Origin of the sequence: Bradyrhizobium sp. 195, from assembly GCF_023101665.1 — a bacterium.
In the GTDB taxonomy this organism is placed as follows: Bacteria; Pseudomonadota; Alphaproteobacteria; order Rhizobiales; family Xanthobacteraceae; genus Bradyrhizobium.
Window position 1 is genome coordinate 7507118 of sequence record NZ_CP082161.1, and the last position, 24777, is coordinate 7531894.

At 63.6% G+C, this 24777-nt stretch carries 20 protein-coding genes; 14 read left to right on the forward strand and 6 right to left on the reverse strand.

Going from position 1 to position 24777, the window contains the following annotated elements:
* The 4 genes from IVB26_RS35000 (at position 1) to IVB26_RS35015 (ending at position 3432) form a co-directional block, all read left to right on the forward strand.
* Entirely contained in the window at positions 1-1620 is a 1620-nt protein-coding gene (locus IVB26_RS35000; RefSeq protein WP_247969484.1) for an ABC transporter ATP-binding protein, read from the forward strand.
* A 342-nt stretch (positions 1621-1962) separates the two neighbouring features.
* Positions 1963-2139, forward strand: coding sequence for a hypothetical protein (locus IVB26_RS35005; protein WP_247969485.1), 177 nt, complete (start codon positions 1963-1965; stop codon positions 2137-2139).
* The gene (locus IVB26_RS35010; RefSeq protein ID WP_247969486.1) at positions 2136-2345 is read left to right on the forward strand and encodes a hypothetical protein; all 210 of its coding nucleotides are present in this window, start codon (positions 2136-2138) and stop codon (positions 2343-2345) included. Before IVB26_RS35005 ends, IVB26_RS35010 begins: the two co-directional genes overlap by 4 nt.
* Before the next feature lie 151 nt (positions 2346-2496).
* A complete protein-coding gene (locus IVB26_RS35015; RefSeq protein WP_247969487.1) occupies positions 2497-3432 on the forward strand; it encodes an AEC family transporter in 936 nt (311 codons plus the stop codon).
* 34 nt (positions 3433-3466) lie between these two features.
* On the opposite strand, the gene IVB26_RS35020 is transcribed toward IVB26_RS35015, so the two are convergent.
* Positions 3467-3751, reverse strand: a complete 285-nt coding sequence (locus IVB26_RS35020; protein WP_247969488.1) for a hypothetical protein — start codon at positions 3749-3751, stop codon at positions 3467-3469.
* Positions 3752-3945: 194 nt separating this feature from the next.
* On the opposite strand from IVB26_RS35020, the gene IVB26_RS35025 reads away from it, so the two are divergent.
* The 7 genes from IVB26_RS35025 to IVB26_RS35055 all read left to right on the forward strand — a co-directional run bounded on the left by IVB26_RS35025 (position 3946) and on the right by IVB26_RS35055 (position 16319).
* Positions 3946-4266, forward strand: coding sequence for a helix-turn-helix domain-containing protein (locus IVB26_RS35025; RefSeq protein ID WP_247969489.1), 321 nt, complete (start codon positions 3946-3948; stop codon positions 4264-4266).
* 225 nt (positions 4267-4491) lie between these two features.
* A complete protein-coding gene (locus IVB26_RS35030) occupies positions 4492-5217 on the forward strand; it encodes an outer membrane protein (protein ID WP_247969490.1) in 726 nt (241 codons plus the stop codon).
* A 166-nt stretch (positions 5218-5383) separates the two neighbouring features.
* The gene (locus IVB26_RS35035; RefSeq protein ID WP_247969491.1) at positions 5384-7525 is read left to right on the forward strand and encodes a methyl-accepting chemotaxis protein; all 2142 of its coding nucleotides are present in this window, start codon (positions 5384-5386) and stop codon (positions 7523-7525) included.
* Positions 7526-7682: 157 nt separating this feature from the next.
* Entirely contained in the window at positions 7683-8744 is a 1062-nt protein-coding gene (locus IVB26_RS35040; protein ID WP_247969492.1) for an MBL fold metallo-hydrolase, read from the forward strand.
* A 283-nt stretch (positions 8745-9027) separates the two neighbouring features.
* Positions 9028-10257 carry a 5-aminolevulinate synthase gene (gene hemA / locus IVB26_RS35045; protein ID WP_247973350.1) on the forward strand — a complete coding sequence of 410 codons (1230 nt, stop codon included), beginning with the start codon at positions 9028-9030 and terminating at the stop codon, positions 10255-10257.
* Positions 10258-10642: 385 nt separating this feature from the next.
* Positions 10643-14152, forward strand: a complete 3510-nt coding sequence (locus IVB26_RS35050; protein WP_247969493.1) for a PAS domain-containing hybrid sensor histidine kinase/response regulator — start codon at positions 10643-10645, stop codon at positions 14150-14152.
* Positions 14153-15362: 1210 nt separating this feature from the next.
* Positions 15363-16319 (forward strand): MBL fold metallo-hydrolase, encoded by a 957-nt coding sequence (locus IVB26_RS35055; protein ID WP_247969494.1) that lies wholly within the window; start codon positions 15363-15365, stop codon positions 16317-16319.
* A gap of 201 nt (positions 16320-16520) precedes the next feature.
* On the opposite strand, the gene IVB26_RS35060 is transcribed toward IVB26_RS35055, so the two are convergent.
* Positions 16521-16913, reverse strand: coding sequence for a nuclear transport factor 2 family protein (locus IVB26_RS35060; RefSeq protein ID WP_247969495.1), 393 nt, complete (start codon positions 16911-16913; stop codon positions 16521-16523).
* 232 nt (positions 16914-17145) lie between these two features.
* Between IVB26_RS35060 and IVB26_RS35065 the strand changes: the two genes are divergently transcribed.
* Positions 17146-17781 carry a tyrosine-type recombinase/integrase gene (locus IVB26_RS35065; RefSeq protein WP_247969496.1) on the forward strand — a complete coding sequence of 212 codons (636 nt, stop codon included), beginning with the start codon at positions 17146-17148 and terminating at the stop codon, positions 17779-17781.
* Between the two features lie 75 nt (positions 17782-17856).
* Here IVB26_RS35065 and IVB26_RS35070 read toward each other — a convergent pair whose 3' ends face one another.
* Entirely contained in the window at positions 17857-18345 is a 489-nt protein-coding gene (locus tag IVB26_RS35070) for a hypothetical protein (protein ID WP_247969497.1), read from the reverse strand.
* 461 nt (positions 18346-18806) lie between these two features.
* Between IVB26_RS35070 and IVB26_RS35075 the strand changes: the two genes are divergently transcribed.
* Positions 18807-19220 carry a hypothetical protein gene (locus tag IVB26_RS35075; RefSeq protein WP_247969498.1) on the forward strand — a complete coding sequence of 138 codons (414 nt, stop codon included), beginning with the start codon at positions 18807-18809 and terminating at the stop codon, positions 19218-19220.
* A gap of 405 nt (positions 19221-19625) precedes the next feature.
* On the opposite strand, the gene IVB26_RS35080 is transcribed toward IVB26_RS35075, so the two are convergent.
* The 3 genes from IVB26_RS35080 to IVB26_RS35090 form a co-directional block, all read right to left on the reverse strand.
* Positions 19626-20180: a cytochrome P460 family protein gene (locus tag IVB26_RS35080; protein ID WP_247969499.1), complete on the reverse strand. Its 555-nt coding sequence runs from the start codon at positions 20178-20180 to the stop codon at positions 19626-19628.
* Positions 20181-20252: 72 nt separating this feature from the next.
* The gene (locus tag IVB26_RS35085; protein ID WP_247969500.1) at positions 20253-21281 is read right to left on the reverse strand and encodes an alpha/beta fold hydrolase; all 1029 of its coding nucleotides are present in this window, start codon (positions 21279-21281) and stop codon (positions 20253-20255) included.
* A gap of 35 nt (positions 21282-21316) precedes the next feature.
* Positions 21317-21736 carry an organic hydroperoxide resistance protein gene (locus tag IVB26_RS35090; protein WP_247969501.1) on the reverse strand — a complete coding sequence of 140 codons (420 nt, stop codon included), beginning with the start codon at positions 21734-21736 and terminating at the stop codon, positions 21317-21319.
* 196 nt (positions 21737-21932) lie between these two features.
* Between IVB26_RS35090 and IVB26_RS35095 the strand changes: the two genes are divergently transcribed.
* Positions 21933-24773 (forward strand): ATP-binding protein, encoded by a 2841-nt coding sequence (locus IVB26_RS35095; protein ID WP_247969502.1) that lies wholly within the window; start codon positions 21933-21935, stop codon positions 24771-24773.
* The last annotated feature ends 4 nt before the right edge of the window (positions 24774-24777 follow it).

A 24777-nucleotide genomic window follows, 5' to 3' on the forward strand; every position in this document is an offset into this window, starting at 1 on the left:
ATGACCGCCCCGCCCGCCGTCTCCATCAGGAACCTCAAGATCGCGCTGCCGAAAGGCGCCGAGCGCCCGTTCGCCGTCTACGGCATCTCGCTGGACCTGCGGCCCGGCAAGATCGTCTGCGTCGTCGGCGAGTCCGGCTCCGGCAAGTCGATGTGCGCGCATGCGCTGATGGGCCTGTTGCCTGATACGGTGTCTGTCGCCTCCGGCGAGATCCAGTTCGAAGGCCGCGACCTGCTCAAGCTCGATGACGACGGCTGGCGCGATCTGCGCGGCCGCAGGCTGGCGATGATTTTTCAGGAGCCGATGACCGCGCTCAATCCGTTGATGCGGATCGGCGACCAGATGGCGGAGATGTTCGAGGCGCACGGCCTGCTGACGCCGAGGGAGCGGCGCGCGAGAGTGCTCGCTCTGGCACGCGAGGTCGGTCTGCCCGACCCCGAGCGAATCGTGCGCGCCTATCCGCACCAACTCTCCGGCGGCCAGCGCCAGCGCGCCATGATCGCGATGGCGCTCGCGCTCGAGCCTGCCGTTCTGGTCGCGGACGAGCCGACCACCGCGCTCGACGTCACCACGCAAGCACAGATCCTCAAGCTGATCCGTAACCTTCAGCGCAACCGCAACATGGCGGTGATGTTCATCACCCATGATTTCGGCGTCGTCGCGGACATTGCCGACCAGGTCGTCGTGCTCCGCCATGGCAAGGTCGTGGAGGAAGGCCCGGCCGCGGCCGTCTTCAACGAGCCGCAGCACGACTACACCAAGGCGCTGCTCGCAGCCGTCCCCTCGATGGATCCACCGGCGCGACAGCCGCTCGACGATCAGGCCAGGGCGGTCGAGGTGATCGGGCTGGACAAGACCTACGTGACATCGGGCGGCTGGTTTCGCGAGGACCGCCGCGTCGATGCGGCGCGCGCGGTCAATTTCGACATCCTCAAGGGCGAGACGCTCGGTCTCGTCGGCGAATCCGGTTCCGGAAAATCGTCGGTGGCGCGTCTCGTGATGCGGCTGATCGAGGCCGACCGCGGCACGGTGCGGATCGGCGAGACCGATCTCACCTCACTCTCGGGCAAGGCGCTGCGCGCCGAGCGCCACCGCATCCAGATGATCTTCCAGGATCCGTTCGCCTCGCTCAATCCGCGGCGCAAGATCGGCCACATCATCACCGACGGCCCGATCGCGGCCGGCATCGATCCGAAGGTCGCCTTCGACCGCGCCCGCGATCTCCTCAAGATGGTGGGCCTGGATGCCGGCGCACTTGAACGTTATCCGCATGAATTCTCAGGCGGCCAGCGCCAGCGTATCGGCATTGCACGCGCGTTGGCGCTCGAGCCCGAGATCATCGTCGCGGACGAAGCCGTCTCCGCGCTCGACGTCTCAGTGCAGGCGCAAGTCTTGAGACTGCTCGAAGACCTCAAGCTACGCCTGGGCCTCTCGATGCTGTTCATCACCCACGATTTGCGCGTCGCAGCCCAGATCTGCGACCGTATCGCGGTGATGCAGCGTGGCGCCATCGTCGAGTTGAAGCCGACGTCGCAGCTCTTCGCCGCGCCTGAGCATGCCTATACGCGGGAGCTGCTTGCGGCGGTGCCGGGGCGCAAGGACCGCGCGCCGGCGGCGTGAAACGAACGCGTGCGACAGCCGAATTCGAGATCGTTCCAAAACTTGCCCGCCGCAAGATGAGAAACATATTCGATTGAACGGCATTGGCTTGGCAAGATTGTCCTTGCTGGCGGCAGCAAAGGGAAAATTGCCACCGGACCTCGCGCGTCGTGATGCGGCGCGCCAGTTTCGCAATTCACGCGAGAGAACAAACCGGGGCATCCGACCGCGGGAGTGCCATCACGCGCTTTTGTTCTGACGTGACCGGCTGCGCCGTTTCAAAGCCGAAACGGCGCCATAGATCGAGATGGAATGATCACCGTCATCTGATGACGGATTTGCCAACTGATATTCGGAGCCACCATGGGCGAAGTTATTCAATTTGTCTCGAAGTCCGAGCGCGAGCGAGTGCGCCTCATTCAGGAGGCGCGGGCCATCTACGACAGCATCTTCCCATCGGCTGATCCGGCCGGCGAGAGACAGGACAAGGCGGCGGGCAGCCGCGGGTTTGTCCGGGGCGACGGGGGTAACCTCGCATGATCAAGATCATCGCCGTCCTCTGTAGCCTCGCCTCTCCGACCAATTGTCATGAGCAGATCGTCACCACCTCCGACTTTGCCGAGGTGTCGGTGCAATCCTGCCTGATGGGCGCGCCGCAGCTCGCCGACTGGATGAATCAGCATCCGGCGGAGCGCCTGGCGGCTTGGCGCTGCGTGATCGGGAAGCAGAGCGGCAGGGGAATCTGAACTCGACCTGCTTTCACTGAACGATCCCTGGCTTTGGTCCTGACGGCTGCAGTGACAAACGCCTTTCGAGCCAAGGCGGCCCGCGAAGACGGTGACGACGATACGTTGACGGAGTAACCTGCTGCGACCGTTCGCAGCAGGGGTAAGCCGGATGGAAGTCGCCAGCCTCGTTCTTCCCGTATTCGCGATCATCGTCACCGGCTGGCTCGCGGGCGAACTCGGCTACCTCTCCCGTTCGCTTGCCGATGCCCTCGTGCACTTTGCCTACAACGTGGCGATGCCGGCGCTGCTGATCGTCACGATCGCACAGGAGCCGGCGCGCAATCTGCTGGAATGGCGCTTCCTGCTCGCATTCGGCGGCGGCTCCCTGATCTGCTTCGCCCTGGTCTTCCTGGTGGTCCGCGCCGGCGGAAAGCACGATCTTGCGAGCGGCACGATATACGGAATGGCGGCGGCGATGACCAACACCGGTTTCGTCGCGCTGCCGATCCTGCACGCGATCTACGGCCAGCCTGCCGTCCTGCCCGCGGCGGTGGCCACGGTGTTCGTGGCCGCCGTGATGTTTCCGATCACGGTCATCCTGCTGGAAAAAGACGTGCGAGAGCCGGCGCATCCGGCAGGTTTGGTGAAGCAGATCCTGCTTAATCCGATGGTGCTGTCGACGCTCATTGGTCTGGTCTGGGCAATCACCGGCCTGCCGATTCCGGCGCCGGTCGCGGCCTATCTGAACATGATCGCCGACGCGCTCACGCCCTGCGCGCTGTTCGCCATCGGCCTCGGTCTGTCCGTCGAGGGCCTGCGCTCCAACCTGAAGGCATCGTTTGCGCTCGCCGCGGTGAAGCTGGTGGTCATGCCGCTGATCGTCTACGGACTCTGTGTGGTCTTGGTGCTCGATCCTCTCTACACGGTCGCGGCCGTCGTCTGCGCGGCCGTGCCGACCGCAAAGACCGTGTATGTCCTCGCGCACGAGCACAAGGTCGAGGAGAAACTGGTTGCGGCCACGGTCTCGATCACGACGATGCTGTCGGTCGCGACATTGCTGGCCGCGCTCTATTTGCTCTCCGGCTTGGCGAGCGGCACGCGTTGATCGGCCATCGGCGTCCGTCTCGCCGAAATGTTATCTATCGCGTGGTATTATTCCAGGTGGGGACCGAGTTGGTCACGCCGACCGAGGGCCAATTGTACGAGCCGACCGACGGCGCCGTGACCGTGCCGGACGTCTGTCCGGATGACCCGTAGGACGCCCTCGGCTGCGCTGCCGATGCTGGCGCACCGCTATAGCTCGGCGCCACCACACCCGTGCTGTAATGTCGGCTCGACCGGACCTTCTTTGCTTCAGCCGCGAAAGGCGCGGCAAGCAATCCGGTCGTGATGAGCGCGGCAATGGCGAATTTGATGGTTTTCATGGCTGATCCTTTCGCCCGCTGCACGCCCCGGTATTCAACTGTACATTCACCGGACAATTTCCATAGGTCTCAGTTCATAACTCCGTGCGCGGACGAAGGTGCCGAAGTGCAGGGAGCAGGGACCCGCCGCCTTCGGATGGACCCGAATCAGCGTTAGTGCATTGCGATCAGTGACTTCCCTGGACGCGAGCAGCATGACCGGCGCCGAACTGAAGCAACTCCGCAACGACCTCTCCGACGCGCTCGAGCGGAAACTCACTGCGGCCGACATGGCCAAGCTCTGCGGATTGCCGGAGAAGGGCGGCGCTGACACCATCCGGCGCTGGGAGGTCAGCGGCCCGACGCCGTCGGCGACCAAAGTGCTGCGCGTGCTCGCGATGGCGAGCGAGCGCTATCCGATCCTGGAAAAGTTCGACATCTTCGATCGCCATGACGTGCGCGAGGAGGACCGACCTGCAAAGCGCGCGGCGTTCCGCGAACAGATGCGCGATGAGGCGCGACGGCGTCTTGGTTAATGAAGCAGGCTCAGAGGTTACGGGAAAGCTGCGAAATTAAGCCTTTCTTCAGCATTTCTTAAGCCGACATTAAGCACGAAAATCATTTGCAGCCCAATAAGTTAGCTTGGGCCTCGCTGTGCCACGCATGTGACAGCATTTTCGTCAAAAGCAAGCTATCTGCAAAACCAACGCCGGCGCGAAAAAGCGCGCTTGCCGGGGACCTTTAGTGTTGGAGTTCGGACTATGAAGAAGATTCTGTTTGCGACCGTGGCGCTGCTTGCGATGGGCGCGGCTGCCCCGGCCGTCGGTGCCGATCTCGGCAACCGCAACTACTATAAGACGCCCGCGCCGGCCTATGCCGCGCCAATCTATAACTGGACCGGTTTCTATATCGGCGGCCATGTCGGCGGCGCGTTCTCCAGCGACAACAACTTCAACGGCCTTTCCACCGGCAACAACGGCAACGGCCGTTTCCTCGGCGGCGTGCAGGTCGGTGGGGACTGGCAGTTCCATCCGAATTTCGTGGTCGGCGTCGAGGGTCAGTATTCCTGGCTTTCCGGCAGCGTCGGCGCAGTGTTTCCGGGCGGCATCGCCTACACCAACGACCAGCGTGGCCTCGGCTCGATCACCGGCCGCGTCGGCTACACCTGGGGCCCCGGCCTTCTTTATGTGAAGGGCGGCTATGCCTATTCGGACAACAATGAGAAGGTGACCGTCGGTGGCGTGCCGACCGCGTTCGTGATCGCTGGCGATCACCGCAACGGCTACACGGTCGGCGCCGGCCTCGAATACATGTTCGCCCCGAACTGGTCGGCCAAGGCCGAGTACCAGTACTACAATTTCGGCGACGCGAGCTTCACCGGCGGACCGCTCGCGGGCACCGGCAGCTTCACCACCGACGACCACACCATCAAGGCGGGCGTCAACTACCGCTTCAATTGGGCAAGCCCGGCGGTCGCGCGCTACTGATCGGTTACCGCAATCTTAAGATGACCCGGGGCCGGCGATTTCGCCGGCCCTTCTTTTTTCGCCCTGCGGAACACCCGCAACCTTTTGCGGAGATTGCGAATTTTTAACTCGCCGTGCGGATACTGCCGGCCACCAAGCAGAAACAAGAATTGTTGGGGGAATTTCGATGGCGATCCGTCTCAGCCTTAGCGGCTCACTTGGCCGAATGCGGCCTCGTTTCAAAATGCCGACCTGGGGCGTGCGCGGCAGCCTGTTCGCGGCCTTCGCGGTGATTGCGGGCATGGGCCTCGTGATCTCGGCCGGCGCCGGCCTCGTGCTGCAAAATCTCGGCGGACGGATGACCGAACTGAGCGGGCGGGACATTCCGCGCCTTGCCGCCAGCCTGCAATTGTCGGCACTGAGCGCGAGCCTTGCGGCACAGGGACCGGCCCTGCTCGCGGCTCAAACCGAGGACGCCCTGAAAGAGCGCACCGCGAAGCTCAAGGAGTTGCAGGAGCAGACGCAGAAGAAGCTCAACGAGATCATCGAGCTCGGCGGCGACAAGTCCGTTGTCTCCGGACTCAGCGAGACCATGAAGAGCATCAACGAGGCGGCCCAGAGCCTGGCCAAGGCCGCCCGCGAACGGCTGGATATCGCCGCCCTCCACGACAAGCAATATGACGCGCTGCGCAGCGCGCAGGGCGCCTTCGTCGGCGCGGCCAGCCCGGCCATGCTCGACGCGCAGACACGGGTCAACGCCATTCTCGGCTCGGCCGACCTGTCCGCCGCAGATGCCTCCGACGCCGCGCAGACCGTCGGCCAGCTCGGCAACGTCGTCGCCAGCGGCAATCTCGCCGCCGCTGACATGAGTGCGGCGCTGTCGGCCAACACGAGCGACAAGCTCGACGACATCCAGAAGGCACAGGGCCGCCTGCGCTCCAACCTCGATCTGTTGCCGGACAATCAGGGCAACAAGATGCTGCGCGAAACAGCGGAGAAGCTGCTCGCGCTCGGCACCGGCAAGACCGGCGTGTTCAATCTGCGCGAGAAGGAGCTCGATTCCGTCGACTACGGCCAGACCATCCTGGACGAGACCCGCAAGCTCAATATCGGCCTCGGCATCAGCGTGCAGCAGCTCGTCGACGGCGTGCAGAAGGAGACCAACGCCTCGACCTCCCAGGCGCAGCAGGATATCTCGCTTGCGACGACCGCGATGCTGGCCCTCGGGGCGCTGATGCTGGTCGGCTCGGCGCTGTTCGTCTGGCTCTATGTCGGCCGCAACATCCTGCGCCGGATCACCGGCCTGCAGCGCGCCATGCAGCTGCTCTCGGCCGGCGATCTCGACACCGAGATCCCGCGCGCCAAGCAGAATGACGAGATCGGTGCGATGACCGATACGTTGACCGTGTTCCGCGACAGCATGATCGAAGCGCGGGCACTCGCCGCCGAGCAGGACAAGGACCGTATCGCCAAGGCGGAGCGGGCCGCGCGCATGGAAGCGAAGATCGCCGAATTCGAAAACACGGTGCGCTCCGCGCTCGACAATCTGGCGCAGTCGGCCAATTCGATGCAATCGACCGCGCAGAGCATGTCGACCACCGCCGACCAGTCCAACGCGCTGGTCAACGCGGTCGCCTCCGCCGCCGAGGAGACCTCGGTCAACGTGCAGACCGTGTCGTCGGGCACCGAGCAGCTGTCCTCCTCGATCGAGGAGATCAGCAAGCAGGTCGTCACTTCCGCCGCGATCGCCAAGAAGGCGGTCGACGAGGCCGGCGCCACCGACGCAACGGTGCAGAGCCTTGCCGACAGCGCCAGCCGGATCAGCGTCGTGGTCGATTTGATCCAGACCATCGCCTCGCAGACCAATCTGCTCGCGCTCAACGCCACCATCGAGGCGGCGCGTGCTGGCGAGGCCGGCCGCGGCTTCGCGGTGGTTGCCTCCGAGGTGAAGAGTCTCGCGAGCCAGACCGCCAAGGCGACGGAGGAAATCCGCACACAGATCGCCAGCATGCAGGACATCACGACATCGGCAGTCGGCGCCATCCAGGGCATCGGCCGGATCATCGGCGAGATCGACGGCGTGACCACGACGATCGCGGCCGCCGTCGAGGAGCAGGGCGCCGCCACCCGCGAGATCGCGCGCAACATCCAGCATGCGGCCGGCGGCACCAGCGAAGTCTCCAGCAACATTGTCGGCGTCTCCACCGCGTCGGCCGAAGCGGGCGCCGCGGCGAACGAAGTGCTGAGCGCCTCCGACGCTCTGCGGCGCGAAGCCGACATGCTGCGCGGAGAGATCGACGCGTTCCTCAACAACATGCGGGCGGCGTAAGGACGCCGGCCCGTCGTTCCGAGACCAGGCCGGTAGCCCGTATGGAGCTGCGCTCCATCCGGGCTACGGAAAAAGCCCCGGTATGACCGCCATGCGGAGACCACACCCTGTCCTTTTTCGGCTGGCGCGCCGCCCGCGGCGGGTTTAAGCCGGTAGTATGAACGCAAAAACCGATATCGTGCAGTCCTCGGCCGAGGCCCTGCGCTACCCCTGGGAACAGCATCCTGGTCACGACGAGATCGTCGAGGTGCGTCCCGGCGTGTTGTGGGCACGGCTGAAGCTGCCGTTTCGCCTCAACCACGTGAACGTCTACCTGCTCGCCGACGGCGACGGCTATGCCATGGTGGATACCGGCTTCGGCAACGAAGAGACGATCGAGGCCTGGACCAAGCTGTTCGACGGGCCGCTGAAGGGCGTCACCATCACGCGCCTGATCGTCACCCACTCCCACCCCGACCATGTCGGACTTGCGGGCTGGGTCGTCGAGCGGTTCAACTGCCCGCTAGTGATGTCGCAGGTCGAATATCTGCAATCGGTCTATCACCAGAACCGCGGCACCGCGGAGCGGCAGGAGGCGCAGCGGCTGTTCTTCCGCCACCATGGCATGGACGAGTCGCTCACCGAAAAGCTGCTGGGCCGCGGCCAGGATTATCTCAAGCGCGTCTCGGTGCTGCCGCCCTCCTACCGCCGCATCTCCCACGGCGACGACGTCGTGATCGGCACGCGCCGCTTCAAGGTAATCACCGGCGGCGGTCACGCGCTCGACCAGGTGATGCTCTATTGCGCCGACGACAAGCTGTTCCTCTCCGCCGACCAGGTGCTGAGCAAGATCTCGCCCAATGTCAGCGTCTGGGCGGTCGAGCCCGATCAGAATTCGCTCGGCGAATATCTGGCCTCGCTCGCTAGCCTCACCACCACGCTGCCCTACGACGTGCTGGTGCTGCCCGGCCACGGCGTGCCGTTCTACGGACTTAAGACCCGCATCAAGCAACTCGCCGACCACCATGAAGAGCGCTGCCGCCTGATCGCGGAAGCCTGCCGCGAAGTGCCGCAGACCTCGCGCGCCTTGGTGCCGGTCGTGTTCAACAAGCATGTGCTCGACGAGCACCAGATGGGCTTTGCCGCCGGCGAGCTGGTCGCTCACGTCAACTACATGATCGTCGAGGGCCGGCTGACGGCGGAGACGAAGGACGGCGTGCTGCAATTCCGGACGACGTGAGCTAAGGCGTCGGCGCGACCGGCTGCGCAATCATGGACGGAGCGCGCGCCTTGGACAAAATGTCCATGGCAGCAGCCGGCGTCCGTGCCTTCCCTGGAGTCTCGGCCCCCGCCGGCGGGCCCGTGTTAGGCATTTGATCCACATCAACTATCGCCGGCGATACGCCGCTATCAGTGAACCCGCGCGCCTCGTGACAAATGTGGGCGGGCGCATGGACATTGGAGCTGGAAAAGCTCTAAAAATGAGCGGCCGCCGTGGCCGGGTTCCGTTGCAGGTTTTGCCGATGGATTACAACCAGTTCTTCGATTCCGCCCTCGATCGTCTCCACGCCGAGCGGCGCTACCGCGTGTTCGCGGACCTCGAGCGGACGGCCGGCCGATTCCCGCACGCGGTCTGGCACTCGCCCAAGGGCAAGCGCGACGTCGTGATCTGGTGCTCCAACGATTATCTCGGCATGGGCCAGCACCCGAAGGTGGTCGGTGCCATGGTCGAGACCGCGACGCGCGTCGGCACCGGTGCCGGCGGCACCCGCAACATCGCCGGCACGCATCATCCGCTGGTCCAGCTCGAGGCCGAGCTCGCCGACCTCCACGGCAAGGAAGCCGCGCTGCTGTTCACCTCGGGCTATGTCTCGAACCAGACCGGCATTCCGACCATCGCCAAGCTCATTCCGAACTGTCTCATCCTGTCGGACGAGCTCAACCACAATTCGATGATCGAGGGCATCCGCCAGTCGGGCTGCGAGCGGGTGGTGTTCCGCCACAACGATCTGGCGCATCTCGAGGCGTTGTTGAAAGCGGCCGACCCGAACCGGCCGAAGCTGATCGTCTGCGAGAGCCTCTATTCCATGGACGGCGACGTCGCCCCGCTCGCCAAGATCTGCGATCTCGCCGAGAAGTACAAGGCGATGACCTATGTCGACGAGGTCCACGCCGTCGGCATGTACGGCCCGCGCGGCGGCGGCATCGCCGAGCGTGACGGCGTCATGCACCGCATCGACATTCTGGAAGGCACGCTGGCGAAAGCGTTCGGCTGCCTCGGCGGCTACATCGCCGCCAACGGCCAGATCATCGACGCCGTGCGCTCCTATGCGCCGGGCTTCATCTTCACCACCGCGCTGCCGCCGGCGATCTGCTCGGCCGCGACCGCCGCGATCAAGCATCTGAAGACCTCGAGCTGGGAGCGCGAGCGCCATCAGGACCGAGCCGCCCGCGTCAAGGCGATCCTCAACGCCGCCGGCCTGCCTGTCATGTCGAGCGACACCCACATCGTGCCGCTGTTCGTCGGCGATCCCGAGAAGTGCAAGCAGGCGTCCGACCTCCTGCTCGAAGAGCACGGCATCTACATCCAGCCGATCAACTATCCGACGGTCGCCAAGGGCAGCGAACGGCTGCGCATCACCCCCTCGCCCTATCACGACGACGGCCTGATCGATCAGCTCGCCGAAGCCCTGCTCCAGGTGTGGGACCGCCTCGGCCTGCCGCTGCGCGAGAAGTCGCTGGCGGCGGAGTAGGCGTTTTTCGCCTCTTCTTCGATCCAACTTCTATCGAGCCCGGAGCTACCCCCCTCCCCGACCCTCCCCCACAAGGGGGGAGGGGGCGAGACAGGTGTCTCCGCCTCACGTCGATTGGGCACGACCGCTCGACGCGAAGCATGCCGATTCTCATTGCCACGAGCGATCCTCTCTCCGTTCCCTCCCCCTTGTGGGGGAGGGTCAGGGAGGGGGGTGCCACACGGGGACTCTCTGAGCAGGCCCGCTAACGCCGCACACTTAACGACAACCCCAGTTCCTGCCCTCGCCCGCCATTTCGCTGTCGCCTCCACCGGTCCAACGCGCTAGATTTACAGGGAAAATGAGCTTGGGCGCCGGTCAGCGCCCTGGGAGAAGCGCGCTCGCCATGCTGCACGATTGGGGCGTGATCGCCGCCGCCTTCGGTTATATCGGCTTCCTGTTCCTGGTGGCGAGCCATGGCGACCGCCGCTCGCCGGCCGGACGCGGCCGTGCCTCCGGGTGGATCTATCCGCTGTCGCTGGCGATCTACTGCACCTCCTGGACCTTCTTCGGCTCGGTCGGCTTCGCCACCCGCACCTCGACCGACTTCCTCGCCATCTATGTCGGCCCGATCCTGATGATCGGGCTCGGCGCGGGCGTCCTGCGCCGCGTGATCCAGCTGGCGAAAGCCCACAACATCACCTCGATCGCCGATTTCATCGGAGCCCGCTACGGCAAGAGCCAGGCGGTGGCGGCGACCGTCGCGCTGATCGTGATCATCGGCTCGGTGCCCTACATCGCGCTCCAGCTCAAGGCGGTCGCCTCCTCGCTGGCAACGATCCTGAGCGAGGACCAGGCCTTCTCCCACATCCCGATCCTCGGCGACATGGCGCTGATGGTGACGCTGGCGATGGCGGCCTTTGCCGTGCTGTTCGGCACGCGGCAGACCGACGCCACCGAGCACCAGCACGGCCTCATGCTGGCGGTCGCGACCGAATCCATCATCAAGCTGGTCGCCTTCCTCGCCGCCGGCATCTTCGTCACCTTCTGGATGTTCTCGCCGCAAGAACTGATCGAGCGCGCCATGAAGACGCCGGAGGCGGTGCGCGCCATCAACTATTCGCCGTCGATCGGCAACTTCCTCACCATGACGCTGCTGTCGCTCTGCGCGATCATGCTGTTGCCGCGCCAGTTCCACGTCAGTGTGGTGGAGAATTCCAGCGATGCCGAGGTCGGCCGTGCACGCTGGCTGTTCCCGCTCTACCTCATCGCCATCAACCTGTTCGTGATCCCGATCGCACTCGCCGGCCTCGTCAGCTTCCCGTTCGGCACAGCCGACCCTGATATGTACGTGCTGGCGTTGCCGATGGAGGGAGGTGCGGATCTGCTCAGCGTCGCCATCTTCGTCGGCGGCCTGTCGGCGGCAACCGCGATGGTGATCGTCGAATGCGTCGCGCTTTCCATCATGGTCTCCAACGACCTCGTGGTGCCCCTGGTGCTGCAACGCCGGCCGGAAGGGCGCACCGGCGGCGCCGATTTCAGCGACTTCCTGCTGCGCTCGCGGCGGCTCGCGATCTTCGCCATCATGGTGATGGCCTATTTCTACTACCGCGCGCTCGGCAATACCCAGCTCGCGGCGATCGGCCTGCTCTCCTTTGCCGCCATCGCCCAGCTCGCGCCGAGCTTCTTCGGCGGGCTGCTGTGGCGGCGCGCGACCGCGCGCGGCGCGATCGGCGGCATGCTGGTCGGCTTCGTGGTGTGGCTCTACACGCTCTTCATACCGAGCTTCATGGACACCTCGACCACGGGAATCCTGCTGCTCCAGCATGGGCCGTTCGGCATCGAGGCGCTGCGGCCGCAGGCGCTGTTCGGCGCCGATCTGCCGCCGCTGATGCACGGCGTCATCTGGTCGCTGTCGCTCAACATCCTGACCTATGTGCTGCTGTCGCTGGCGCGAAGGCCCTCGTCAATCGAGCTGTTGCAGGCCGATCTGTTCGTGCCCAACACGCTCGCGCCGATCTCCCCGGGTTTCCGCCGCTGGCGCACCACCGTCACCGTGCAGGACATCCAGACCACCGTCGCGCAATATCTCGGCCCCGACCGCGCCCGGCATTCCTTCGAGGCCTTCTCGGCGCGGCGCAATGTCCGGCTGGAATCCGGAGCCCCCGCTGATTTCGAGCTGTTGCAGCACGCCGAGCACCTGATCGCCTCCTCGATCGGCGCGGCGTCCTCCCGCCTCGTGATGTCGCTGCTGCTGCGCAAGCGAACCGTGTCCGCGAAGGCCGCGCTAAAACTGCTCGACGATTCCCACGCGGCCCTGCATTTCAACCGCGAGATCCTCCAGACCGCGCTCAACCACGTGCGCCAGGGCATCGCGGTGTTCGATGCCGACCTGCAACTGATCTGCTCCAACCGGCAGTTCGGCGATCTGCTCAACGTTCCCCCGCACATCGTCCAATTCGGCACGCCCTTGCGCGAGATCCTGGAATTCATGGGCGTGAGCGATCCGGACCATCAGGCCGACCGTGAGGCGATGATCGAGCAGCGCCTCGCCGCCTACACCACCGACAGCGAGCCCTATCTCGAGCGCCTGCCGGAACGCCACATGGTGATCGAGGTGCTCACCAACCACATGCCCGGCAGCGGTTTCGTCATCACCTTCACCGATGTCACGCCGAGCTTCGAAGCCGCGGAAGCACTGGAGCGCGCCAACGCGACGCTGGAAAAGCGCGTGCGCGACCGCACCGAGGAATTGACGCGGCTGAACTCCGAGCTGGCCCTGGCCAAGAGCGCGGCGGAAGACGCCAGCATCTCCAAGACCCGCTTTCTCGCCGCCGCCAGCCACGACATCCTGCAGCCGCTGAACGCTGCGCGGCTCTATGTCACGAGCCTGGTCGAGCGCCAGCACAGCGGCGAGGAGACGCGGCTGGTCGAGAACATCGACGAATCGCTGCAGGCGATCGAAGAGATCCTCGGTGCGCTGCTCGACATCTCCCGCCTCGACGCCGGCGCGATGACGACCTCGACCTCGAGCTTCAAGATGGCGGATCTGATGCGCTCGCTGGAGATCGAGTTCGCGCCGATCGCGCGCGCCAAGGGCCTCGAGCTCGCCTTCGTGCCCTGCTCGCTGCCGGTCGAGTCGGATCGGCTGCTGCTGCGCCGCCTGCTGCAGAACCTGATCTCGAACGCGATCAAATACACCCCGCGCGGCCGCGTGCTGGTCGGCTGCCGCCGCCAGGGCGCTTCGCTCAAGATCTGCGTCTACGACACCGGCGTCGGCATCCCGCCGGTCAAGCGCGGCGAGATCTTCAAGGAATTCCATCGCCTGGAGCAGGGCGCGCGGATCGCGCGCGGGCTGGGGCTCGGTCTCTCGATCGTCGAACGCCTCGCGCGGGTGCTCAAGCACGGCATCGCCATCGACGGCAACAAGAGCGGCGGCTCGGTGTTCTCCGTGACGGTGCCGACCGCCAAGGCGATCACCCACACCGCCGCCGTGACCAGTGCGACCCCGCTGGCGCGCACGCCGATCTCGGGCGCGCTGATCGTCTGCATCGAGAACGACGCGGCGATCCTCGACGGCATGCGCACGCTGCTGAAGGCGTGGGACGCCGAGGTGATCGCGGTCGCCGATCCGGAAGGCGCGATCGCCGCAATCGAAACAGCCGGAAGGCGCGTCACCGGCCTCCTGGTCGACTATCATCTCGACCGCGGCAACGGCATCGCCGCAATCCGCGACATTCGACGCCGCTTCGGCGATACCATCCCCGCGATCCTGATCACGGCCGACCGCAGCCCCGCCGTGCAGGTCGCCGCGCGCGACGAGAAAGTCGCGGTGCTGAACAAGCCGGTCAAGCCGGCCTCGCTCCGCGCGCTCCTTGGCCAGTGGCGCACGCAGCAGATGGTCGCGGCGGAATGAGAGGCGCCGCAGGTCAAGATCGGCCGCTACGTTGAAATGGGCCCACCGCGTCATTGCGAGCGCAGCGAAGCAATCCAGAAATCCCTCCGCAGAGACCGTCTGGATTGCTTCGCTGCGCTCGCAATGACGGAGCAAGATAGAGATGCTTTCGTCCTCAAACCGGCATCCCGTTTCGTAGACACGCCTTCGCCTTCTCGCGGCGCGTTTCGCCCGAGGTTTGCGCTTCTCGTGGCGCCCTCCTGGAGAAAAGGGCGCAGGGAAGGCCGGGTGCTGGCTGGCACCCGCGGTCCGCTGCGCGAAATGCACACGCAGGAAGAACCGCACAGCAGCATACAGGTGGAGCCGAACACACGGCCTTCCCTGCGCGATGGTCGGACGGCTTATGCCGTGCTCTCCCGGGAGCCGAACTTTCCCTCTGGCCTCCCTCGCCTCACGGAATTCGCCGGCATGGCACCGGTTGGCACCATGTCGCCTCCGTAAGGCTTGACCGTAGCAACGACGGCCAGGACCACACGATTTTGCCGCACGCAACAGTGCCGTTCGTACAACGCGGCTTGCGAAATGCTCACGGGGATTGGCTCAATGCATCACCCCGCCCTGCGTCTCGCATCCGCGACGGCGCCAATGCGTCCACCGCAACCCGATCCGCGGCTCGTGACGACGTACGACCGCCCCTTTTCGCCGGATCAGGGTGGGCGACACCTACGACAAATCCGAATTTCTGTAAAGCAGAATCTTTTGCCTCGCGCTGATTGACCCAGCCATTGCTGTTTTGCCCGGCGGATCACCCAAGCCCTTGGGGTGACCCGGGCACGTCGCCCCAAAAGACGCTTTGAGGAACGCACTTGATGTCCGCTGATCTCAGCAGCAGCGCAAAACGCGGTATTGTCCAACTTCCGGATTGGGCCACGAGCGGAATTGTGCGGCGATCAAGGACGGCGCCTTACTTCGTGTCCATTGGTGAATTCTTGGTGGCGTGGCCCTCGTCCGGCGAGAAAGCACGCGCAAGAATCGTTAGCTCATTTTGCCTCGAAGCTTTACGAGGATTTGAACGAAATTAGGACAAGCGTTCTGTCAGAAGCATTGGAATATCCGTCATATCGAATTGCTGGACGTTGAACCCCCCATAAGCTGGCCAGACATAGTTTTGTATGTCATCGCCTCCAGGTTGAGAGCTACTCGCCACCTCGTATAGCGAGAGGGAGCATCCATGTCTTTATCCAGACGAGAGACATTGAAGATTCCGGCAGGAGTAATTCTAGCGTCAGCACTTGCGCAGCGCCCCGTAGCAGCACAATCGTCACGTACAAAAATCGTGTTATTGGGCACGACGGGAGGGCCACCCCTGCAGGTTGCGCGCGCTGCACCTTCAAACGCCATCGTAGCGGGGGGAGCTCTTTACGTTGTCGACTGCGGCAATGGCGTCGCTCGACAAATAGTGCAAGCTGGCTTGAGGCTCAATGCATTGAAAAGCATCTTCATTACCCATCACCACTCGGATCACAATCTGGACTACGGCAACTTGTTCTATTTTGCGTGGTACTCCAGCCTGCGAGATCAAGTGAATTCCTACGGACCACCCCCACTAGCAGAGATGACAAGTAAATACTTCGAACTGAATGCCTTCGATATCGATATTCGGATGCGCGATGAAAAGAAGCCCGATCCTAGGAAGATGCTTGTTCCGCATGAGGTAACGTCCGCTGGAGTTGTGATGCAGGATGAACATGTGAAGGTCACATGCGTATTGGCAGACCATCCTCCGCTTCCGGTGGCGTTGTCTTATCGTTTTGACACGGATGATCGTTCGGTCGTTTTTTCGGGAGATACTCGAAAGACCGACGCTTTGATAGAGCTTGCCAAGGGCGTCGACGTGTTCGTATGCGAGGCGCAGCATCTTTCGGGAGTGCGCAGTGCGCTCGATCAAGCTGTGAAGGCGGGCAGGTTCGACAAGGACACTGCAGATGATCTTTTCAAAAGCATTTCAGGGAACGCTCTCACCGTCGAACAGGCGGGCGAAGTCGCTCAAGCCGCAGGCGTCAAAAAGCTGGTGCTAAGTCATTTCGTGCCGGGGAATGGTGCTGTGCCCGATCAGGTGTTCGTGGATGAAGCTCGCAAAGCGTTCTCCGGCGAAATTATAGCTGGACGGGATTTGCTCGAACTCTAGCGTGGTAGTGGCGCTCAAGGTCCGCTCGGGGTCAGAAGCGGTCATCCCTCCATACAAGCGCTTTAGCTTCGTTCAATCTTTTCTCTGGTGGCATTCATCGTGAAGTAGCATGTGCGAGGCTCGCCTTGAGGCTAGCCGGGCGGGGCTTTTTGCTAGTCTTTTGCAGTCCGAGAACGGTGAGCAGTGACCAGCCAGCGCCGACTACGCGTGTCCCTCACCCGCATTCTCGATAAAGCCGCCCCTTGGCGCCTTATGAGGCAAGTCCCATCCGAAGTAGACTTCCACCCGGACGATCTTGTCGCCGCGCACGGTCGCGACCTCACAGTTGCGAAACTTGTGGTCTCCGGCGGCTGCTTCATAGACGATAACTGCACGGTCTCCGTCTTCGATCGCGAGCATTTCGTCAAACGAGGTAGTTCTCTCGCTGTTGGGCCAGCAGCGGCTCAGATAGGTTGCCCGATCCAGTTGATTGTCGACTGGACTGGAGAAGCGATAATCGTCAGATAGTACTGCCTCGATCGCTGCCCGATCCTTATCGATGTACGCCTTCAATCTGGCACGTGCCAGTTTGAGCGTGCTTTCGCGGCGCGACATGTCGTTCGTTCCCGTGTCCGAGGGTTAGCCTTTGTGGGCGCCCGGCTCAGGATAACGGCCGATGTCCGTTTTTGATCCACATTCGAAGCCTTGCGCAACGTCAGCTTCGGGTCAGATTCGGGCCTCTCCCTTGAATTGCCCGCAAGTACGTCTCGAATCATCTTGAAAGCGGACGCAGATCGGAAGGGCTGCGGCCTGAAAATGACCAGCCTCACGAGTTGAGGAGGTCAACATGAACGATATCCTAAGCACTACTCCTGCCGTCTTGAGCCACACTCCGTGGAATAAGGGAAAGATCGTCGGGGCGAAGCCGCCGCCCCGTCCGAAGCACGTCTGGTCAATTCGAACTAAGCTCCAAGTGGATGGCCGTTTGCGCGATCTGGCGATGTTCAACGTCGCCATCGATAGCAAGCTGCGCGGCTGCGACGTCGTAGCCTTGAAAGTCGATGACGTTGCGCTGCGCGGATATGCGGCCGATCGCGCGACCGTCCGACAAAAGAAGACCGGCCGACCAGTCAAGTTTGAACTAACGGAATCAACCCGTCAGGCTATCGATGACTACCTGCGGACGACCGGCAAGAAGTCAGGTGAATACCTGTTCACTGGCCGGCGGCGGACTACTGGACACATGACGACCCGCCAGTATGCCCGCCTCCTATCTCACTGGATCGCTGACATTGGACTGGACCCACATCTGTTCGGGACGCATTCCATTCGCCGCACCAAGGCAACCTTGATTTACCGCCGAACCGGTAACCTGCGAGCTGTACAGCTCCTTCTAGGGCACACCAAGATCGAGAGTACCGTCCGATATCTCGGCATCGAAGTCGATGACGCCCTCGCGATAGCAGAACAAGTTGAGGTCTGACTTCGGGGGCAGAGCAGACGCGCTCTGCTCTGCCCTCACAGACTGCTCCGGGCCAATAGCCGACCCGCCGCCGCATCACATATTTTTCAACAAGCGCCGATGTAGCGTTGCGGCATTGGGCTGCCTGGCGGCCCACTCCAGATTACGTTCGCCATCGACCTTCACCCAGAACGTACGGGTAGGCGCATCGGCCCCATCGAGCGAATTGAAAGTACATGATGCCCTTTCTCGAATGATGGCGCCGATGGAGTCCTGAGCTTGGTAGTCAATGAGCGCCACGTACTGAACCGGCGGGTGGCGTGCAGCTTGCATCATGGATCGTCTGGTTGACGCGGATACGGCGCGCTCCGGCTCGGCGAAAAATTCGTCCCATGTGATCGTTCTTGTGGAGTCGTCCACCCCGATCCGTTGATAGGTGGAGGGAACCGCCAGCCGCTCCTGGATTGCCGTTTCGCAGGTTTGTACAAATTGAGAGGTGAACGGCGGATAGCCGCGGACATGAGCGTAACCGAGAACAGCGATGCCGAGGACTAGGAACGCTGCGAGAGCAAGCTTAATCTTCATCTGTAACTCTTACAGAATTTTGCCTGCCTGGTTTGAGCGACTGGCCCGCAGGGTGCACACCCCCGACCTAACTCGAACTAGGCTAAGCGTGCATTAACGGGTTCGCGCAACCTGCCAACTCAAATGTGCCACGTTGTCGCTGGCGGGTGGGACGTCATTCGGCTCTGATTTGGCTCTGGCCGACGTCTGGTTTGGGTCAAAATGCGAATAACTCAGGTTGAGCAAATCTGGTCCGCTGGGCCGCAATGAGCGGACCTCCGTCAAACGGCGCGCGACTTCGCCGATGGGCCATTTTCTGCCTTGAACAGGCGCGGCAAAACATGCCAGCGCATGCTCCGGCGAATGCCGTCGGTTCACGCCTGGGCGGGGTCAACGCTGCGCCGGTGAACCAGAAAGTCCTTGCCGCGACAGAACACCATGGATTCGGAAGACCTTGATTGGTAGATGGACGGAGCCGACCCGTGAAATTTTTGCTGAGAATTATGCTTGCAACCGCCCTCGTGAACCTTGCTCCAGCCGTCGCCGCGGCGCCGAAGAACGCCGTCGCTTCTCCTGCCTTGCAGAAGGAATTCGATGGCTTCATCGAGAAGTTTCGCGCGGCGCTGAGGACAAACGATTCCGCCGCCGTCGCCGGTATGACACGATTGCCGTTCATGAACGACAGCGCAATTCGCGACGCCGCGCAATTTCGCGCCAAGACCTATGCGAGCTCGTTCACGGCGAAGAATCGCGCGTGTATCCAGCGCGGCAAGGCCATCTACGATCGCGATCAATACAAGAATGACTCTTACTTCGTCTTCTGCGGCGAGCTCATCTTCGTCTTTACCAAGACGCCGGCCGGATTCCTTTTTACGGATATCAGCGTGAACGACTGATCAGGCAACAATGCTATCCACTGCCGCCGGATGTATGATTGGTCGCCGCGCTCAGCGGCATATTGGGTACAGCAACCTGGGCGATGGGCCGACTCATCAACCGAAAGACTCGCCGCGAGGGTAACGGTCGGCTCAGCCCCCGATTAACGGACATGAATACGGACAGCGGCGACTTCGCCTTCGGGTCAAAACCGGCAATGCTCTGAACGAGCCGAATGACTCCGCTTTGCCTCAACACCGGGCATCCGCGACTTGGCGAGTAAGCGCCTCGGCCAACCGGCGTGCCCTGATTCCACTGGCGGCAACCATCACGGCTTGCGTCCGGCTCTCGACGCCGAGCTCTTGCAGGATCGCCGAAACGTGCGCCTTGCGGATGCGGCGGAATGGTTGCCGGCCGAGATCCGTTCACGGAGCGAGCCGCGTGAAGACGTAATCGCGCCCCTTGGCACGCGCCTCATGGCACGCAAAGCAGGTGCGATGCTGAGCTTCGTCGACCGGCTTGCCGTTGACGAAGCGGCCAAAGCCCCAGCCGCCGGTCGCGGCGTATTTTCTGGAGTCCTTGACCATCACCTGAACCGTGGTGGCGGCGCCGGGAATCGTCGCGGACGCAAACTCCGGCGACTGTTTCCGCTTCCAGGCGCGCTTGACCAGAATGGTGCCGTCCGGGAACGGAAGCTTGCCGGCTTGATAAGCGTCGATTGCGGTCTGGTTGCCGATGACAGCACGAAGCTCGTCGAGCGGCGCCGCCTCTTCAGCCGGCGCGATCAGTTCCCACTGCTTGTAGCCCGGCGGAATCGTGACGCCGAAGATCGGCGAGGCGTCGGCCGTTGCGGGCCCCTGCGCGCGAGCGATGGTGACGAGGTACGGCACGCAGCTCAGGAGAACGACGAGGAGAATCACGGCGAGCGCGACGACGGTGGAGACGGAGAATTTCTTCGTTTCAGGCTCGGTTGACGTCATGACGTTTCTTCAAACTGGGATCAACGGGCGATCCTCGGTCCAGCCTGGCTGGACCGAGGTCATGACAGATCTTCAAGCGACGTCGGCATCGATGACGGCCTTGGCAAAGGCTTGCGGCGCTTCCTGCGGCAAATTGTGGCCGATGCCGCCGGTGATCAGGCGAAACTCGTATCGGCCTGCAAACTTCTTGGCATAAGCGCTGGGGTCGGGGTGCGGCGCACCGTTGGCGTCGCCTTCCATCGTGATCGTCGGCACGTTGATGACGGGAGCCGCCGCGAGTTTCTTTTCGAGATGCTCGTATTTCGCCTCCCCCTGGGCGAGCCCGAGCCGCCAGCGGTAATTGTGGATCGTGATCGCGACATGATCCTTGTTGTCCAGCGCCGCCGCGCTGCGGGCGAAGGTGGCGTCGTCGAACTTCCACTGCGGCGAGGCAAGCTTCCAGATCAGCTTGGCGAAATCATGCGTGTACTTCTCGTATCCGGCCCGGCCGCGCTCGGTCGCGAAGTAGAACTGATACCACCATTGCAGCTCGGCCGACGGCGGCAGCGGCGCATTGCCCGCGGCCTGGCTGGAGATCAGATAGCCGCTGACCGACACCAGCGCGCGGCAGCGATCCGGCCACAGCGCGGCGATGATGTCGGCCGTGCGCGCGCCCCAATCGAAGCCGGCGACGACCGCCTTCTTGATATCGAGCTTGTCCATCAGCGCGATGATGTCGGCGGCCATCGCGACAGGCTCGCCGTTGCGCGGTGTCTCACTGGTGAGGAAGTGCGTCGAGCCGTAGCCGCGCAAGTGCGGGATGATCACGCGATAGCCGGCTTTTGCCAGGATCGGCGCGACGTCGACGAAGGCGTGAATGTCGTAAGGCCAGCCGTGCAGCAGGATCGCCACGGGACCGTTCGAAGGACCTGCCTCGGCATAGCCGACATTGAGGACGCCGGCATCGATCTGCTTGATCGCGCCGAAGGACGTGGTCGATGCCTGGGATCGCGACGCTTCCGTTTCGGCGCGCGCGAGGTCGATCACGCCGAGACCGACGGCGACGGTTCCGGCGGCGACGCCGAAGAACTTGCGACGATGCTGGTCGATGATCTGCGTCATGGTCGTGCTACCCCTTGATGGTTGGTGATGGTGCGTCAGATCAGTGCGACCGTGACGTCGATGTTGCCGCGAACGGCCTTGGAATAGGGACACGTCTGATGCGCATCATCGAGGATGCCGCGCGCGATCTCAGGGGCGAGGCCTGGCAGGCTGACATTGAGGCGTGCCCGGAGCGAGTAGGCGCCCTCGTCGAGCACGAGATCGATCTCCGCATCAACAGCGCATTTCCTGGGAAGATCGATCCCGCGCTTGCGGGCCGCGATCTCCATCGCGCCTTCGAAGCAGGCCGACCAGCCCGCCGCGAACAATTGCTCGGGATTGGTGCCGATGCCTGTGCCGCCCGGCGGCGACAGCTTGACGTCCAGGCGACCATCTGAGCTACGCGATATGCCGTCGTGCCGCCCGCCGCTGGTATGGGTCTTGGCCGTGTAGAGTATCTTTGCCGCCTGCGTCATCAGGATCTCCTCGTCGTCACGCCATTGACTAGCAGCGGTCGCGGCAGCACACCCGTTTGGACTTGTGAGAAATTGTGAGGCCGCCTTACGTACCTCACGAGGCCTGCATGCGCGGTCTGACGCCGATGCAGGGACGGCCTTGCAGGATCGCGATCATCTGGCTATCGGGGCCTGTCGAAAGGACCAAGTTTTCGCCATGATTGAGCCGGCCGGCACCGCGACGGGAACCTTGTCGTTCGGGCCATTTTCCGTGACGCCACATGAAAGGCTCGTGATGCGCGACGGCGTCGCGTTGCCGCTCGGCGCGAAAGCCTTCGACACCTTGATTGCACTGATGTCGCGGCCGAACGAAGTCGTCAGCAAATGGGACCTGATGGCGCTGGTGTGGCCCGGCATCACCGTCGAAGAGGCCAATCTGCGCTTTCATGTCGCAGCACTTCGCAAGGCGCTCGGCGACGGCAAGGGTGGCGCCCGCTACATCACGACGCTCTCCGGCCGCGGCTATTGCTTCGTTGCGCCGATTTCGCGAACGGACATTGCGGCGGCACAGCGCCCCGCGCCGCGGCTGGAATTGCCGCCTGTGAAGCTGCCGAACCGGTTGCAGCGGATGGTCGGGCGCGACGATGCGATCACCGCCGTCTCCGACAAGCTCGTCACCTCGCGTTTTGTCACGATTGCCGGCCCCGGCGGCGTCGGCAAGACCGCCGTTGCGGTGGCAATCGCGCACGACTTGCTCGAAACGTTCTCCGATGCCGCGCACTTCGTGGACCTTGCCGCGCTCAGCGATCCCGATCTCGTGATCACCTCGATCCTGCTGATGCTTGGTCTGCCGGCCCAGACCGACGATCCCCTGCCCGCCCTGCTCGCGCATCTCCGCGACAAGCGGATGCTGCTGATCCTCGACAATTGCGAGCATGTCATCGCGAGCGCTGCACCGCTGGCGGCAGACATCTTCCAAGCGGCGCCGCATGTCCATATCCTCGCGACCAGCCGCGAAGCCCTGCGCGTCGAGGGCGAGCAAGTCTATCGATTGGCTCCACTCGCCGTTCCGCCCGACGGCTCCTCGCTGACGGTCGCCGCAGCCCAGACCTATCCTGCGCTTCAATTGTTCCTCGAACGTGCCACGGCCAGCGGCGCGCAGATCACGCTCGATGACGCCAACGCCACGATCATCGCGAGCATCTGCCGCAAGCTCGACGGCATGGCGCTGGCGATCGAGCTCGCCGCCGGCCGGGTCGAAGCCTACGGCCTGGAGCAGACGGCCGCGCTGCTTGACGAACGCCTCAACCTGCTCTGGCAGGGACAGCGAACGGCGTCACCTCGGCAGAAGACATTGCAGGCCACGCTCGACTGGAGCTACGGTCTGTTGTCGGAACTCGAACGACTCGTGCTGCGCAGGCTTGCGGTCTTCGCCGGGCATTTCACCATCGATGCAGCGCTCGAGGTCGTGCCGGACGAGCGCGTCGACCACACCCACCTGTTCGATGCCGTCGACAGTCTCGTTGCCAAATCGATGGTCGCGCCGCGACCGATCGGCGCCATGATGCGCTACCGTCTGCTCGACACGACGCGCGCCTACCTGCTCGAGATCGAACCCAGGGACGCGGCTCTCGCCGTCCGCCACGCGACTTACTACCGGCGATGGCTGGAACAGGCCGGCTTGACGTGGGCCACGGTGCCGAGCGCGGACGAACGGGCGGCTCACTTCTCCGCGCTTCACAATGTGCGCGCCGCGCTCGACTGGTGCTTCGGCGCGGACGGCGATCTCGGCATCGGCATTGCGCTCACCGCCGCTGCGGCGCCGATTTTTCTGGCGATGTCCTTGTTGATTGAATGCCGGCGCTGGTCGGAACGCGCGCTGCAGGCGATTGCCCCCTCCTCGCGCGGCAGCGCCGAGGAAATGCACATCCAGGCCGCCCTCGGACTGACCTTGATGTTCACCCGCGGCGGCAGCGACGCGGCGCGTGGCGCCTTGAGCAGGAGCCTTGCGATCGCCGAAGCGCGTGGCGACGAAATCAACCAGCTCCAGCTGCTTGGCCGGATGCATATCTTTCACGAGCGGATGGGAGAGTTCGACGCCGCGCTTGGCTACGCGCAGCAGAGCCTCGCGGTCGCGAGGTCGCTGGGGGACCCCGCCTCGATCGCCCTCGCCCATTCCCTTCTCGGCGTCTCACTGCATCTGGCCGGCGACCATCGCGACGCGCTGAAGATGCTGGAGGTCGCCTGGCAGGGACCCGGCACGGAACGAATCAGCACGGTGCATGGCTTCGATCATCGCAACCGGGCCGGCATCACGCTGGCCCGCGAGCTCTGGTTGCAGGGCCGGCCTGCAGAGGCGCTGCAACTGGCGCGGCAGACGGTCACCGAGGCCGCGCAGATGGATCACCCGATCACGCTCTGCATTGCCTTGATCTGGGCGGTCTCGATCGACCTCTGGAGCGGAGACCTCGACGGCGCGGACGAGAACATCGACCGCTTCATCGCACATGCCAATTCGCGCTCGATGGGGCCTTATCTCGCCGTCGGCCGAGGCGTCAAAGGCGAGCTGGCGATCCGGCGCGGCGACGCCGCCGATGGCGTCGAGACGATCAGGACGTGCCTGCGCGAGCTCCACGATGCCGGCTACGAGCTGCTCACCACAACGTTCAACATCGCGCTGGTTCAGGGCTTGCTGGCGCTCGGGCAGATCGAGCAGAGCGCAGAACTGATCGACGATGCGATCCGCCTGGTCGAGCAAGGCGGCGATCATCTGTACATGCCCGAGCTGCTGCGGATGAAGGGCAGAGTCCTGTTGTCGCTGCCGGAGCCCCGGATCGAGGACGCAGAGGCTTGCCTCATGCAGTCACTGGAACTCAGCCGAAGCAAGGGAGCGAAGGCCTGGGAGCTGCGCACAGCAATCGATCTTGCGCAGCTTGTTGCCGACCGGTCCCGCGGCAAGGACGCAAGGCTATTGCTCCAATCCGCGCTCGCAGGTTTCGTTGCAGGTTCCGAGACGGCGGATATCAGGGCCGCCGATGCGCTCCTGAAGAGGCTGTAGCAGG